This is a genomic window from Novosphingobium sp., from assembly GCF_027486195.1.
GTDB lineage: Bacteria > Pseudomonadota > Alphaproteobacteria > Sphingomonadales > Sphingomonadaceae > Novosphingobium.
Genome location: NZ_JAIXPP010000056.1, coordinates 1 through 13,736, shown reverse-complemented (window position 1 = coordinate 13,736; position 13,736 = coordinate 1). Strand labels below are relative to the sequence as shown.

At 66.2% G+C, this 13,736-nt stretch carries 13 protein-coding genes; 4 read left to right on the top strand and 9 right to left on the bottom strand.

All coding sequences use genetic code 11. The annotated features are described in order from the left end of the window. Positions 1 to 5: 5 nt before the first annotated feature. The 3 genes from Q0071_RS10460 to Q0071_RS10450 are packed head-to-tail and all read right to left on the bottom strand — an operon-like array spanning position 6 to position 2,507. On the bottom strand, positions 6 to 1,469 hold the full coding sequence (locus Q0071_RS10460; RefSeq protein WP_298168541.1) for an MATE family efflux transporter: 1,464 nt from the start codon (positions 1,467 to 1,469) through the stop codon (positions 6 to 8). A 4-nt stretch (positions 1,470 to 1,473) separates the two neighbouring features. Then, positions 1,474 to 1,995, bottom strand: a complete 522-nt coding sequence (locus tag Q0071_RS10455) for a DUF177 domain-containing protein (protein ID WP_298168537.1) — start codon at positions 1,993 to 1,995, stop codon at positions 1,474 to 1,476. Then, positions 1,992 to 2,507 carry a ubiquinol-cytochrome C chaperone family protein gene (locus Q0071_RS10450; RefSeq protein WP_298168534.1) on the bottom strand — a complete coding sequence of 172 codons (516 nt, stop codon included), beginning with the start codon at positions 2,505 to 2,507 and terminating at the stop codon, positions 1,992 to 1,994. The genes Q0071_RS10455 and Q0071_RS10450 overlap by 4 nt, the downstream gene beginning before the upstream one ends. Before the next feature lie 190 nt (positions 2,508 to 2,697). On the opposite strand from Q0071_RS10450, the gene Q0071_RS10445 reads away from it, so the two are divergent. The 3 genes from Q0071_RS10445 (at position 2,698) to hslU (ending at position 5,390) form a co-directional block, all read left to right on the top strand. Next, a complete protein-coding gene (locus Q0071_RS10445; RefSeq protein ID WP_298168532.1) occupies positions 2,698 to 3,204 on the top strand; it encodes an outer membrane protein assembly factor BamE in 507 nt (168 codons plus the stop codon). A 182-nt stretch (positions 3,205 to 3,386) separates the two neighbouring features. Then, on the top strand, positions 3,387 to 3,944 hold the full coding sequence (hslV, locus tag Q0071_RS10440; RefSeq protein WP_298168530.1) for an ATP-dependent protease subunit HslV: 558 nt from the start codon (positions 3,387 to 3,389) through the stop codon (positions 3,942 to 3,944). A 144-nt stretch (positions 3,945 to 4,088) separates the two neighbouring features. Continuing rightward, positions 4,089 to 5,390: an ATP-dependent protease ATPase subunit HslU gene (gene hslU, locus Q0071_RS10435; RefSeq protein ID WP_298168527.1), complete on the top strand. Its 1,302-nt coding sequence runs from the start codon at positions 4,089 to 4,091 to the stop codon at positions 5,388 to 5,390. Here the strand turns inward: hslU and Q0071_RS10430 are convergent. Continuing rightward, the gene (locus tag Q0071_RS10430) at positions 5,387 to 6,763 is read right to left on the bottom strand and encodes a peptide MFS transporter (protein WP_298168524.1); all 1,377 of its coding nucleotides are present in this window, start codon (positions 6,761 to 6,763) and stop codon (positions 5,387 to 5,389) included. The two genes, hslU and Q0071_RS10430, sit on opposite strands and share 4 nt — an antisense overlap. Positions 6,764 to 6,855: 92 nt before the next feature. Between Q0071_RS10430 and Q0071_RS10425 the strand changes: the two genes are divergently transcribed. Continuing rightward, positions 6,856 to 7,056 (top strand): DUF1737 domain-containing protein, encoded by a 201-nt coding sequence (locus tag Q0071_RS10425; RefSeq protein WP_298168521.1) that lies wholly within the window; start codon positions 6,856 to 6,858, stop codon positions 7,054 to 7,056. Between the two features lie 27 nt (positions 7,057 to 7,083). On the opposite strand, the gene Q0071_RS10420 is transcribed toward Q0071_RS10425, so the two are convergent. From Q0071_RS10420 to Q0071_RS10400, 5 genes are all read right to left on the bottom strand, one after another. Continuing rightward, the gene (locus Q0071_RS10420; RefSeq protein WP_298168518.1) at positions 7,084 to 7,785 is read right to left on the bottom strand and encodes a hypothetical protein; all 702 of its coding nucleotides are present in this window, start codon (positions 7,783 to 7,785) and stop codon (positions 7,084 to 7,086) included. 12 nt (positions 7,786 to 7,797) lie between these two features. Continuing rightward, entirely contained in the window at positions 7,798 to 9,636 is a 1,839-nt protein-coding gene (locus tag Q0071_RS10415) for an ABC transporter ATP-binding protein/permease (protein WP_298168515.1), read from the bottom strand. 177 nt (positions 9,637 to 9,813) lie between these two features. Beyond that, complete coding sequence (locus Q0071_RS10410; protein ID WP_298168511.1) at positions 9,814 to 10,740, bottom strand: aspartyl protease family protein; 927 nt, start codon at positions 10,738 to 10,740, stop codon at positions 9,814 to 9,816. Between the two features lie 56 nt (positions 10,741 to 10,796). Next, entirely contained in the window at positions 10,797 to 12,320 is a 1,524-nt protein-coding gene (locus Q0071_RS10405) for a lipopolysaccharide biosynthesis protein (protein WP_298168506.1), read from the bottom strand. A 2-nt stretch (positions 12,321 to 12,322) separates the two neighbouring features. Next, the gene (locus tag Q0071_RS10400; protein ID WP_298168503.1) at positions 12,323 to 13,387 is read right to left on the bottom strand and encodes a glycosyltransferase family A protein; all 1,065 of its coding nucleotides are present in this window, start codon (positions 13,385 to 13,387) and stop codon (positions 12,323 to 12,325) included. Between the last annotated feature and the right edge of the window lie 349 nt (positions 13,388 to 13,736).

The window sequence follows — 13,736 nt, the reverse complement described above, 5'->3', positions numbered from 1 at the left end:
GACGTTTAGAGCGCCGGCGCCATGCGGCCTGAGCAATCGCCGTCCGCCTGCGATTCCTCGCTGCATTCGGCCTCGTCGACCGCGCGGGCCTTCGCTCGCCAACCGGGGCGGCGGTAGGCGATGGTGGCCATGATCGTCGCGGCGGCCGAGCCGACCGGGAAGGAGAGCCAGAGCGCATCGGGGCCCAGCGCAGGATAGGCGGCGAAATAGAAGCCGATGCGCACCGGGTACATCGCGATGGCGAGCACGATGATCGGGGCGATCACCACGCCGCCGGCGCGCATCGTGCCGAACAGGACAATCGTCATGCCGAACAAGACATAGCTCCAGCTGGCGAGGAACTGGATGTGGCGCGCGGCATCGACGGCAGGGCTGGTGGGGCCGAGGAACAGCGAGAGCACCGGGCGATCGAACCCGAGCAGCAGCAGGGTCATCGTGCCGGTAATGGTGGTGTTGAGGATGAGGCCGGCACGGGTGATCTTGCCAAGGCGGTTGCCGAGCCCGGCGCCGATGGTCTGCGCGGCCATCGCGCTGAGCGCCGCGGAAATCGCCATCGCGGGCATCTGGAGATAGGTCCAGACCTGCAGCGAAGCGCCGTAGGCCGCGCTGGTCACCGCACCTTCGTGGTTGACGAAGCCGATCATGATGATGCCCGCAGCCGAAATCATCAGCATCTGCGCGCCCATCGGCAGACCTTTGACGAGGATGTAGCGCAGCTCCGCCGGGTGGGGGATGAGATAAGCGAGCTCCCGTCCGCGCAGGCGCAGCGGCAGATTGCGCGCGTAGACGAAGACGATGAGCCCGAGCGCGGCGATATAGGACGCGATGGCCGTGGCAAGCGCGGAACCGGCGATGCCGAGAGGCGGGATGGGGCCGAACCCGGCGATCAGCAGCGGGTTGAGCGCGATATCAAGCACGACCGAAACGATCATGAAGCGCAGCGAGGTTTGCGCATCACCGGCGCCGCGCAGGCCCATGCCGACGATCACTGTAATCGTGGAAGCGGGCATCGCGACGAAGATCAGGCGAAGGTAGGTCAGCGCATAGTCGAAAATCTCGGGCGGGGTGCGCATCGCATGGAGAAGATGCGGGGTGAGCACCCAGCCCAGCGGCGCGAGGACGAGGCTGAGGCCAAGACACAGGCCGATCGCGCTGCCGAAGGTGCGACGCGCGGCATCGACCTGCCCGGCTCCGAACGCCTGCCCGACCTTGACCGTGGCGGCCATGCCGAAGCCGAACACGGCCGCAAAGACGAGGAACATCACGACGTTGGCGTTGGCGGTGGCGGCCAGCGCGGAATCGCCAAGCAGACGGCCCACCCACACCGAATTGACCGAGCCATTGAGCGCCTGAAGGATGTTCGAGGCGAGTGTGGGCGCGGAGAAGATGAGGAGGGTCGAGAGGATCGGACCTTTGGTGAGGTCGCGGTGGCCTTGGCCGGGGCCTCGCCGGGGTCCGCTTTCCGTCATGCGCTCAGTCCTGCTTCTTGAGCGCGGCAAGCGCAGCGAAAGGCCCGATGGGGGTTTCACCGGCAAGGCCGTGTTCGGCGCGGAAGGCATCGGCGTTCGGGCCTTCGGCGAAGGGATCGATGGCGAGTGCGAGAGTTTGGGCCAGAGCTTCGCCCAGATCGAAGGCGCTGCCTTCATATTCGATCTCGTCGCACGCATCGGCGGTGAGTTCGATTTCCTCGTCCGGGGTGATTTCGCCCACCGGGGGCACGAAGCGCAAGTGGACAGGCTCGTCGATATGGACGGGGAAGTCCTCGGCCGAGATACGGCAGGACTGCACGACATCGGCGACGAGGCGGCCGGTGGCGGTGACCCGCTCTCCCTCACGCACCAACTGAACATTGGCTTCCATGGCGGGGATTGCGGTGATGCCGAAGCGGCCCGCGAGGCGGCGGCGCGCGGCTTCATCGGGCACGAGGACGAGCGGCGCATCGGTGATCTGGCGCAGATCGACCGGGTAGCTGTACTCCGGCGCGGGCGCGCTCATCGCCCGATTTCCCCCGCCAGCACGCGGAAACCGGGGACGAGCGCGAGGCCGGCCGCAAAGGCGCGGGCGCGCTGCGCCACGACCAGCGGATCGGCGCCAGAAGTGAGCGTGACATTGCGGCGCACGGCTTCGGCCATGGCATCCTCACCGCCTGAAAGCCCTGCACGGTAGGCGCCGAGGCGCCCGCCGAGCGTGCCCATCAGCTTGCCGATATGCTTACCGACCACGACATCGCCCACGCCCTGTTCGCGCAGCTGGCCGTCCATGTCTTCCACGAACAGCTCGGTGAGGCGGGCGGAAGGCGCGATCAGCGCTTCCTCGTGCTCCATGCGCAGCATGACGAGGCTGAGCACCAGCGTGATCATGTCGAACCGGCCCGCCAGCGTATCGGCGACGCCGCAATCGCGGTACCATTCCTTTTCGCGCGCGATGGCGACGACGCGGTGCCACAGCTCGCGCACTGTATCGCGATCGTCTTGCCGGGTGCCAAACAGACGGGCGAGGAGCGACATGGGCGGGATTTTCCTTCTTGGCTTGCGGCGCGGTTCAGGGCGGGGAAAGCGCCTGTCCGCCATTGCAGTAACGCGCCGTGCGCCGTAAGGCACGTGGCGATAGACGGCGATATAGGGTGCGCGGGCCAATTGGCAAACGCCCCGATGGGCACGGCGATGAGCCGGCGGCCCGGCCAATTCGGAGTGACGCATGCTGGTTAAGGGCTGGAACACGAAACTGCGGGCGGCATCAGCGCTTGGTGCGCTTGCGCTCATGGCCAGCGGCTGCGCCAGCATCAAGGATCACCGCGGCTATCTGATCGATCCGGCGCTGACGGGTTCGGTGCAGCCGGGGATCGACAACCGCACTTCGGTGGAGCGCTCGCTGGGACAGCCGACCTTCAAGAGCGAGTTCGGCAAGCAGATCTGGTACTACGTATCGATCGATACCAAGCAGCGCCCGTTCAAGCGCCCGCAGGCCAAGACGCAGAACGTGCTGATGGTGAGCTTCGACGAGAAGGGCAATGTCGCGACCGTCGAGCGGCGCGGCATGGAGAAGGTCGTCGCGCTCAATCCCGATAGCCACAAGACCCCGACGCTGGGCCGGACGCGCAGCTTCTTCGAGGATCTGTTCGGCAATATCGGCTCGGTCGGCGCGATTCCCGGGCAGGCAGGCCAGGGCGGCGGGCCGACGGGTTCGGGGCCGAACGGAAGCTGATTACTTGCTGTTTCAGCCTAGCTGAAACAGAAGCGGCACCGGCCCGCTCCCCCGCCCGGCCACCCACAGCGTACAATTTCGTTGGGTGGCCGGGCGGGGGAGCGGGCCGGTGCCGCTTCAGGCCGACAGGCCTGCAGAAGACTCCCGCTTGAACCGCATTTTGTGCGCCCCATATCTGGCGCATGAACGACAGACATTCAGCCCACGGGCTCGCGGCGTGGCACGGCACCACGATCATCGGCGTCAAGAAGAATGGCCGCACCGTCATCGCCGGTGACGGGCAGGTTTCCATGGGCAACACCGTGATGAAGCCCAATGCGCGCAAGGTTCGGCGCATCGGGGAAGGCAAGGTTATCGCCGGTTTTGCTGGAGCGACCGCCGATGCTTTCACCCTGTTCGAGCGGCTGGAGCGCAAGCTGGAGCAGCATCGGGGGCAGCTGATGCGCGCGGCAGTGGAGCTTGCCAAGGACTGGCGCACCGACAAGTATCTGCGCAACCTTGAAGCGCTGATGATCGTTGCCGATGCCGAGACAATGCTGATCCTGACCGGCAACGGCGATGTGCTGGAGCCCGAAGGCGGAATCGCAGCGATTGGCTCTGGCGGGAACTATGCTTTGGCGGCCGCCAAGGCGCTCGATCCTTACGAGGACGATGCCGAGAAAATCGCGCGGCGGGCCATGCAGGTGGCGGCGGAAGTCTGCGTCTTCACCAATGACCGCGTGACGGTCGAAGAGATTTGAACCCCAAACCACTAGCCCTCTCCCCTTCAGGGGAGAGGGTTGGGAGAGGGGCAAGCGCCGCAGTCCCCTCTCAACTCCGACTAGGCAGCAAGCTGCCAAGTCTTCGTATCTCTCCCCTGAAGGGGAGAGAGCAAGAGGTATCCAATGATTGAAACCCTGACCCCCAAAGCCATTGTTGCCGCGCTTGATGCGCATATTGTCGGCCAGGCCGATGCCAAGCGTGCGGTGGCGGTGGCGCTGCGCAATCGCTGGCGGCGGCAGAAATTGCCGCCGGAACTGCGCGATGAAGTGACGCCGAAGAACATCCTGATGATCGGGCCGACGGGCTGCGGCAAGACCGAGATCAGCCGGCGGCTGGCGAAGCTGGCCGAAGCGCCGTTCGTGAAGGTGGAGGCGACCAAGTTCACCGAGGTCGGCTATGTCGGCCGCGATGTTGAGCAGATTGCGCGCGATCTGGTCGAGGAAGCGGTGCGGCTGGAGAAGGATCGGCGGCGCGAGGCGGTGCGCGAGGCGGCGAGCAAGGCGGCGATGGACCGGCTGCTGAAGGCGCTGGTGGGCGACGGCGCAAGCGAGGCGACGCGCGAGAGCTTTCGCCAGCGGATCAGCGAAGGTGCGATGAACGACGTCGAGGTGGAGATCGAGGTAGAGGACCAGCCCGCAAAGGCCATGGAAATTCCCGGCATGCAGGGCGGTGTCGGCATGATCAACTTGTCCGAGATGATGGGCAAGGCCTTCGGGCAGAAGCCTCTGAAGCGGCGCAAGCTGCGGGTAGCGGATGCCTGGGACAAGCTGGTCGACGAAGAAGCCGAGAAGCGCATGGATCAGGACGATGTCGCGCGCGCGGCGCTGATCAATGCCGAAACCAATGGCATCGTGTTCATCGACGAGATCGACAAGATCGCGGTGAGCGACGTGCGCGGCGGTTCGGTGAGCCGTGAGGGTGTGCAGCGCGATCTGCTTCCGCTGATCGAGGGCACGACCGTTGCCACGAAGTACGGGCCGATGAAGACCGACCACGTGCTGTTCATCGCCTCGGGCGCGTTTCATGTGGCGAAGCCCAGCGACATGCTGCCCGAACTGCAGGGGCGCCTGCCGATCCGGGTGGAGCTGACGGCTCTGACCGAGGATGACTTCGTGCATATCCTCTCCTCGACGCGGGCGAACCTTGTCGAGCAGTACCGCGCGTTGCTGGGCACAGAGGAGGTGACCGTGGACTTCACCCCCGATGCGATCCGCGCGGTGGCGCGCACGGCTGCGCAAGTGAACGAGAGCGTCGAGAACATCGGCGCGCGGCGGCTGCAGACGGTAATGGAAAAGCTGCTCGAGGAAGTGAGCTTCGAGGCCGAGGACCGGCGCGGCACGACGGTGACGATCGACGCGGCCTATGTGGCGGGCAAGCTGGCGGGGCTGGCGGGGAATACGGACCTATCGAAGTATATCCTCTAGGCCTCGTCCTGCGCGAGCAGGCGGCCAAGCAGCGGCGCGCCGAGCAGGATGCCGAGCCCGGCGCCGGTGCAGATCGCCGCGTTGAGCAACCAGAAGCCGGCGGGTCCCATGCTTTCGTAAAGCCCGCCCATCCAGCCGCTCAGGATGCTCCCGGCGGCGACGGCGAGCATGCAGACACCGACCAGCGTGCCGCGCAGGCTTTGCGGGGCGCGGGTGCCGTAGAGGCCGAGGATGACGGGCGCGTAGTACATCGCGCCGAAATTCGAGGTCACGTGGAAGAGCAGCGGGAGCGCGATGGGGGCGCGGCCTGCGCCGTTGGCGAGGAGCGGCCCCGCAGCGAGCAGACCCACGCTGAGGCCGAAGATCACGCTGCCGATGGCGAGTTTGGTGAGCACATCGGGCTCGCGTCCGCGCTTGGCCTGCATCGACCAGATCCACAGGACGAGCGGGATGAACAGGCCCGGAGCAAGCCCATCGAGCGACTGGAACCACGGGACGGGAACGGAGAAGCCGCCGACATTCAGGTCCACGCTGTCGCGTAGCCAGATGTTGTAGACGTTCCAGATCTGCGCCTGCGCCGTCCAGTATCCCACCACCAGTGGCCAGATGAGGAGGAGACCCACCACGCGGCGGCGTTCGCCGGGGGTGAGGGGTGGGCGCTCGCCCGAGGGCTGGCGGGCGCGCTGCTGCTCGGCGGGGAGCCAGCGGCCGCCGCCGAGATAGACCACGAGGCCGATCAGCATGCCGAAGCCGGCGACGGCAAAACCGGCGTGCCAACCCCAGATCGCGGCGACGCTACCGCTGAGAATCGGTGCGGCGGCTGCGCCGAAATTGATGCCGAGGTAGTAGTACTGGAACGCGTTGACCTCGCGCGGGTCGCCATCGGCATAGAGTGACTTGATCTGCGCCGAGAGATTGCCGCGCAGCAGCCCCGCGCCGCACATCAGGAGGACCAGCGCGATGAGGAAGGTGCGATCGAAGGCGAGCGCGAAGTGGCCCGCCGTCATCAGCGCAGCACCGCCGCCGACGGCAAGCTTGCGGCCGGTTACGCGGTCGCCGATCCAGCCGCCGAGCAAGGGCAAGCCGGTGACGCAGGCGTAGTAGTAGCCGAAGGTCTGGAGCGCGAGCGCCTGCGCGCCGAGCGGTCCGGAGGTGGCTTCGAGAAAGGCGCGGAAGGCCGGGAAGCCGATGACAGTGGCGACGCGGGCGGGATCGAGCAGCAAGTCGCCGGTCATGTAGAGCACGAGCATCGCGACCATGCCGTGGAACGAGATGCGGTCCCACAGTTCGGTGCCGGCGAGGACCCATAGGCCCTTGGGTTGGCCGAACAGATCGCTGTTTTCGCTTGTACCGTTTGCCGTCATGCCGCCCATCGATGCCCTCCGCAGGGCAGAGCCTGCCCCAAGTGATGGGGAATGCAAGGATTGCCGGTGCGCGGGCGGGTTTATTGCCCTATGGTGCGGACATGTACACGACGCCTGAAGACCGCCCGATCTACCGCCTTCTCACCGGCAAGGACGACCGCGCCTTTTGCGAGCGCGTTTCCGATGCGCTGATGCAGGGATGGCGGCTTTATGGATCGCCCACGATCACCTGGGATGAGGAAGGCGGCTGCATGAAGGCCGCGCAGGCAGTGGTGTGGCATGAGGCTGACGTGGTGAAGTGAGGGACGCTTGGCAGGCGGGGTGAAGAATCAGCTGCCCGGCTTGTAGACCGTGAGGCTAGCGGGATCGAACTCGGGCCTCTCGCCATTCGACTGGTAGAAGATGCCAATGCCGCCAAGCAGGCGCCAGTAGGTGTCGGGCCAGGCGGAGCGGCTGTAGGGGCCGCAGGGTTGATCGAGCGCGGCACTTTGGCGCGATTCGGTGGCGGGCAGATCGAAGACGAACGCGTCATGGGGGTAGCCGGGCGCAGGCGGCGTGCGCAGGGCGCAGCGCTGGGCCTGTTCGCGCGGCAGGCCGGCAATGACGAGGGTGTAGACCGCGAGATGCTCTGCAGCCGGGTGGCCCTCGACGATGGTAAGCGCTTTGCGGCCCATGAGTTCCGGATTGCGGGCGGTTTCCGCGTAGCGCAGCACGAGGGCGCCGCCCTGCTGCGGTGTCACCTCCAGCCGGACGCTTTTCTCACCGCAGCGCAAGGCGGCGTAGAGCAGCCAGCGTCCGCCGGTGAGCCGGGCTTCCTGCGCAGTTACGTCGCAGCCTTGCGGGGCAGTCCATTCGCTGCGCGGTAGACGAGTGAGTGCATCGGTTCGGCACAGGCCTGAGCCGGGGAGGAGGCCGCCATTGGTGGCGCAAGGAACCGGCGCGGCGGGGACTGGCGCGGCGGGGACCGGGGCGGGGACCGGGGCGGGCGGTTCGACCTGTGCGGCCAGGAGGAGCAGGGCGAGAGTAAGCATCGCCCGCGTGCCTTACTCCGCCGCTTCGCTGAGATCGCCCTGTTCGGCGGCCTGCCGGTTCCACATTTCGGCATAGAGCCCATCGCGGCGGAGCAGTTCGAGGTGGCCGCCGCTTTCGACAAGGCGGCCCTGATCGAGCACGAAGATGCGGTCCGAATCGGCGATGGTCGAAAGGCGGTGCGCGATAGAGATCGTGGTGCGCTGTTCGGCAAGCCCGCGCATGGTGGAAAGGATGTCCTGCTCGGTGCGGGTATCGAGCGCGCTGGTCGCTTCGTCGAAGAGGACGATGGGCGGGTTCTTTACCAGCGTCCGCGCGATGGCAACGCGCTGTTTTTCGCCGCCCGAAAGCTTGAGGCCGCGTTCGCCGACTTCGGTCTCGAACCCCTTGGGCAGGCGTTCGATCAGCGGCATGAGCGCAGCGGCGCGGGCGGCGGCTTCGACATCAGGCAGCATCGCGCCGTCGCGGCCATAGGCGATGTTGTAGCCGATGGTATCGTTGAACAGCACCGAATCCTGCGGAACGATCCCGAGCACCGCGCGCAGGGACTTCTGGGTGACGAGGCGGATGTCCTGCCCGTCGATCAGGATGCGGCCGGCTTGCGGATCGTAGAAGCGAAACAGCAGGCGCGCGATGGTCGACTTGCCCGCGCCCGAGGGGCCGACGATGGCGACCTTGCTGCCGGCGGGGATCTCGAACGTGAGGCCGTGGAGGATCGTGCGATCAGGATCGTAGCCGAACGTGACGTTGTCGAACACGACCGCGGGCTGGCGGACGAGGAGTGCTGGGGCTCCCGGCGCGTCGGCCACTTCCTGCGGCTCGTCCATCAGCTTGAACATCGCGGCCATGTCGATCAGGCCCTGGCGGATGGTGCGGTAGACCATGCCGAGCATGTCGAGCGGGCGGAATAGCTGGGTAAGGTAGGTGTTGACGAAGACGACGTCGCCGACCGTGAGGTGGCCCTTGGCCCAGCCCCACACGGTGTAGGCCATCGCGCCCGCCATCAGCAGATTGACGATGAGCGCCTGCGCGATGTTGAGCAGGCCGAGCGAGTTCTCGCTCTTCACCGCGGCATCGGCATAGGCGCGGGTGGCCTGCGCGTAGCGGGCTTCCTCGCGCGCTTCGGCGGCGAAGTACTTCACCGTTTCATAGTTGAGCAGCGAATCGACCGCGCGGGCCATCGCCTGCCCGTCGAGCCGGTTCATGCTTTCACGCAGGGCATTGCGCCATTCGGTGATGGTGCGCGTGGTCCAGGCATAGAGCACGACGGCGAGAGCTGTCGCGGCAACCAGCGGCCAGCCGAAGCTGATGTAGAAGATGATCGCGACGGCAGCGAGCTCGATCACCGTGGGGGCGATGTTGAAGAGGAGGAAATAGAGCATCACGTCGATGCTCTTGGTGCCGCGCTCGATCACCTTGGTAACTTCGCCGGTGCGGCGGGCGAGGTGGAAGCGCAGCGACAGCTTGTGGAGGCGGCTGAACACGTCCTCCGCCAGAGCGCGCGTGGCGTCCTGCCCGACGCGCTCGAACACTATGTTGCGCATGTTGTCGAAGGCGACGCCGGAGAAGCGGCCGAGCGCATAGGCGAGCACGAAGGCCAGCGCGACGGCATAGGCGCCGCCTGCCGTTCCCGGCGTCGTGCCCGGCAGGCTCATCGCATCGATCGCGCGCTTGTAGGCATAGGGCAGCGCAAGCGTGGTCGCCTTGGCGGCGAGGATGAGCAGCGTGGCGCCGATGATCCGCGCCCTCAGCGCCGGATTATCGCGGGGCCAGAGATAGGGCAGGAAGCGGCGAAGCGTTCCCCAGCCATCGTGGCGGGCATCGGCATTGTTGGTTGCGGTATCTGGCGGCATGGTTCCCAGATAGGGGCTTTGGCGGGTTTCGCCAGTGGGAATGGGGTGCCAAATCGCGATCCGGCTCATGCTGTGCTGGTCGAAGCGTCGTGCACGACCGTCGCGCCAGCACCCTTCGACAGGCTCAGGGTGAGCGAGCTCAGTGATGGGCTCAGTATACCGGCGGACGCGCGCGCCTCAGAACCGGATCGGAATCTCGGCGTTGTCGGGCAGATCGAACAGGATCCGCTTGGTCGAGAAATCGATGGCGACGCGGCGGAACAGCTTCAATTGGTTCATGCCCATGAACATCGCCGGGCGCTTGACCAGCTCCAGTTTGTCGAAGGCGGGGGTGTCGGCGAAGACGAGCATCGAATTGCTCATCGTCATCGTGCCGAGCTTCACGGTTTTGGCCATTGCGAGATCGGCGATGATCGTCTGCCCCGTGACAGACTGGAGTTCGGTCGTCTCGCCCTTGTGGCGACGGGCCAGCGCCTTTTGCAGGGCGCGGTTGCCGATCGAGGTGTCGGAACCGGTGTCGATCACGATATCGGTGCGCACGCCGTCGATCAGGGCGTTGGTCATGATCAGCTGGCCCGAGCGGCGGCGCGCCTGCACCACGATCTCGAACCCGCGGCTGCCGCCGAGCTGGATCGCATCGCCGATGCTCATGCGCTTCTTGGCGAAATCGAGGAGGACGCGCTGGTCCTGCAGGCTGTCGAGCCCGATGATGCCGTCTGCGCCGATGTTGTAGCCTTCGAGCAGCGGGGCGGTGAGGCCGTAGAAGCTGCGGCGGCCGAGGTTGATCTCGTCGATCTCGACAAGGTCGACGCTTTGCGTGCCGGCGATGCCGATGAGGAGCCCCTTGCCCGACATCGGCAGCTGGAGCCGCGTGGCGATATCGCGAGCAAGGACGGTGCGCTCGGCGCCCGTATCGACAAGGAAATCGTAGGGGCCGGCCTGACCGCCATTGTGCCCGATGCGGACGGGGACGGTCATCCGGTCGTGCCGGTCGATATCGGCCTTCACAATGTCGATGCCGCCGGGACCTGTCTCGACCGGAGGCAGCGGTGCTGGCGTCGCCAGCGCAAGCGCGCCGGCTGAAAGGATTGCGAGCAGACCCATGGCGTCCTTCTCCTGCGCAGACGCATACGCCTTTCCTGCGGCGCTGCCTATGGATTTCAGGGTGTTGCGGGCTGAGCGCGGCGGTGTCGCAGCGCGCCGAGAAGTTCGCCCAGCAGGCCGATGATCTCGGCAAACAGCGGGTGGCCGATAAGGCGGAGCGCGATGAACCAGAGCAGGGCGCCCGCGCCGGCGGTGACGAGCATCTGCATCGCGCCGGCCTCTGCCGCCGGAGCCCAGAGCTGATAGCCAACCAGCACCGGCGCGATCGCCGCAGTCGTGGCGAGGAGGCTGCGCAGGTAGATCACCGCCAGATCACGCCAGCGGAAGCCGAGCATCTCCTGCATGAACGGGGCGTAGATGACCATGAACACGAGGCCGTGGGCAAAGCGCGAAATGGCAACCCAGATAAGCCCGAACGGCGCCGCGAGCGCGAGGAGCAGCACCGACGCGGCAGTCTCGAGCACATTGCGGCGGATGAGGCTGCGCATCCGGTCCAAAAGCAGCGGGAGATCGCCGTTGAGCGGGAGGGCGACATAGCAGAGCTGCGAGAGCGCCACCCAGCCGAGCAGCGGCGCGGCGGCAAGCCAGCGCTCCCCATAGAGAAGGTGGATGATCGGCTCGGCCAGCACCGCAATGCCCGCCATCGCCGGCCAGGTCACACCGGTATAAGCTGCAACCACGCGCAGGTAGGGCGGGCCGAGCGGCTCTCCGCTATCGCGCACGCGGCGGAAGGCGGGATAGAACACACCGGTCACCGCGCCCGCGACGAGCAGACGCAGTTGCAGGGCGAGTCCGGAAGCGCGGGCAAACAGGCCGACGGCGGCGTTGTCGATCAGGCGGCCGATGACGAGTTCGGGCGCGCGGCCGGTGATCGAGTTGCACACAGCCTGCGCGCTGTTGGTGCCGCCGAGCCGGAACACGGGGGCCGCGCCTTCCACCCGCAGCGGCCAGGGTAGCATGAGGCCGGCTCGCCACTGGCTGACGATGAGCCGCGCAGCCTGCTGGGCAAAGGCGCCCCACGCCAGCGCGAGCGCGCCATAGCCGAAGAGCGCCAGCGTGATCGCCACGCCGGCATTGGCGGCGGAGGAGCCGACCTCGATCATGGTGTTGGACTTGTAGTCCATCCGCCGCTGGCAGGTCGCCTGCGGAACGATTGCGAGGGGCACAAGCAGATAAGAGCAGGCGATGACGAGCGCGACTGGGCGCATCGCGGGATCGTGATAGAAGTCGGCGATCGGTCCGGAGGCGAGGATCGCCAGCAGCGCGATGCCCCAGGCGAAGGCTACCGAGATGGTGAAGGCGGTGTGCAGCTTGTCCGCCGTGAGATCGCGCTCACCGTTGATGTAGCGGGTGACGCCAAAGTCCTGCAGGAAGGCGACCAGCGTGATCGCCGCGAAGGCGATCGAGAACAGGCCCAGCTCTGCCGGCGTGATGAACCAGCGCGCGAGCACGACGCTGGTGGCAAATTGGATCGCGAAGGAAGTGTATTGCGAGACCAGCGCCCAGGCAGCAGCCGTGCGAACGGACATGACAGGCGGCTGCTCGGCGAGCTCTGCAAGGAGGCGGTCGGTGCGGGTCAAGCTCAACCTTCGGACTCTAGGAAGCTGGGATAGACCGCAGAGCCGGCTGCCCCACGACTGTGGGCACGGCGGCGCCAGCGCAGCATCGGGCGCGCGAGCGCGGGGAAGAGCTGCCACAAGGTGAAGGACAGGCGCCAGGTCAGCCCGGCGACTTGCCCGCGCGCGTTGCGCAGTGCCTCGAGCCCGCGCCGGGTATCGCCATCAACGATACAATCTATAGCATGCTCGAAATCGAGCGCCGCGCGGCTTTCGAACAGCAGCCGGTCGAGCAGCGGGATTTCCGGCGCATCGGCGGGCAGCGCGGCACGGGCCTTTTCATAGGTGCGGATGTTGCCGAGCAGCATGCGCCCCGCATTGGCCGAGGCGCTACCGGGGCGGACGCGGTATTCGCCGAGCACTGCGTCTATATAGCGGGCCGTGCCGCCGAGCATCATGAGGCGCACCCAGAGATCGAAATCTTCCGACTGCGCCATGCGCGTATCGAAACCGCCAATCGCATCGAAGTCGGCGCGGCGGAACGTTGTGCCGATATAGACGTTGAAGGAACGATCGAGCACTTGGGCAAGTGTGCCGTGTGTCGGCTGGGGCTGCTCAACGCAGGTGCGCAACCGCGCGACGGCACCGAAGATAAGCGCATTACAGGTGACGAGCCTGACGCCGGGATCGTCCTCGAGAATCGGAACAACCGAGGCGAGGTAGCCGGGGCGGAACAGATCATCGCCATCGAGCAGAGCAACCAGCGGCGCGGTGGAGGCCGCGATCGCCGTGTTGCGCGCGGTCGATACGCCCTGGTTCATAGTGGCGAGAAAGCGGATGCGCGGATCGGCAAGGAAGGGGCCGACGGCGCCTGCCACGTCATCCGGCGCACCATCATCAATGACGATGCATTCCCACTCCGTGAACGATTGCCGCCGAAGGGAGGTCAGCGCCTCACCCAGCAGATGCGCGACACCATAGGCAGGCACGATCACGGACACGCGGGCTCCGGCACGCGCGCGCAGGGAGGGGGCGCCCTCCGTGCCCGGCATGGCCGCAGGCTGGGTCGCGTCGGTGGAATCGCTGGTCATGTCCGATCCGGACTAGACCCGAGGCGCTTAAGGTTTCGCTTACGAACGCGATTCGGATGCGATTCTTCGCACATCCGCGCAAATCAGGAGGACGATTCGGGGGGATGTCGATCTCATACCTCTGCGCAACATTCGCAAAGTCTCGTGTTTTCGGGCGGTCTGCGACTTGTTGCAGAAAAAATGCAGAAAGCCGTTGACGGGTCGGAACCCCCTCCATATATGCCCGTTCACCGGCAGGGAGATGCGGTTTTGCTTCTTCTTCCACCGGTCGCCAACATAGACGGACGCCATGTCCCCCGGTAGGAAAATCGGGGATCGATGGTTGTCCGCCAAATTGTGTCTGGTGGCT

Coding starts and splice junctions, on each gene's coding strand:
- Q0071_RS10430 (WP_298168524.1), bottom strand. CDS start 6,763: ATGGGCGGCATGACGGCAAACGGTACAAGCGAAAACAGCGATCTGTTC.
- Q0071_RS10445 (WP_298168532.1), top strand. CDS start 2,698: ATGCTGGTTAAGGGCTGGAACACGAAACTGCGGGCGGCATCAGCGCTT.
- Q0071_RS10425 (WP_298168521.1), top strand. CDS start 6,856: ATGTACACGACGCCTGAAGACCGCCCGATCTACCGCCTTCTCACCGGC.
- Q0071_RS10400 (WP_298168503.1), bottom strand. CDS start 13,387: ATGACCAGCGATTCCACCGACGCGACCCAGCCTGCGGCCATGCCGGGC.
- Q0071_RS10450 (WP_298168534.1), bottom strand. CDS start 2,507: ATGTCGCTCCTCGCCCGTCTGTTTGGCACCCGGCAAGACGATCGCGAT.
- Q0071_RS10420 (WP_298168518.1), bottom strand. CDS start 7,785: ATGCTTACTCTCGCCCTGCTCCTCCTGGCCGCACAGGTCGAACCGCCC.
- Q0071_RS10410 (WP_298168511.1), bottom strand. CDS start 10,740: ATGGGTCTGCTCGCAATCCTTTCAGCCGGCGCGCTTGCGCTGGCGACG.
- Q0071_RS10460 (WP_298168541.1), bottom strand. CDS start 1,469: ATGACGGAAAGCGGACCCCGGCGAGGCCCCGGCCAAGGCCACCGCGAC.
- Q0071_RS10415 (WP_298168515.1), bottom strand. CDS start 9,636: ATGCCGCCAGATACCGCAACCAACAATGCCGATGCCCGCCACGATGGC.
- hslV (WP_298168530.1), top strand. CDS start 3,387: ATGAACGACAGACATTCAGCCCACGGGCTCGCGGCGTGGCACGGCACC.
- hslU (WP_298168527.1), top strand. CDS start 4,089: ATGATTGAAACCCTGACCCCCAAAGCCATTGTTGCCGCGCTTGATGCG.
- Q0071_RS10455 (WP_298168537.1), bottom strand. CDS start 1,995: ATGAGCGCGCCCGCGCCGGAGTACAGCTACCCGGTCGATCTGCGCCAG.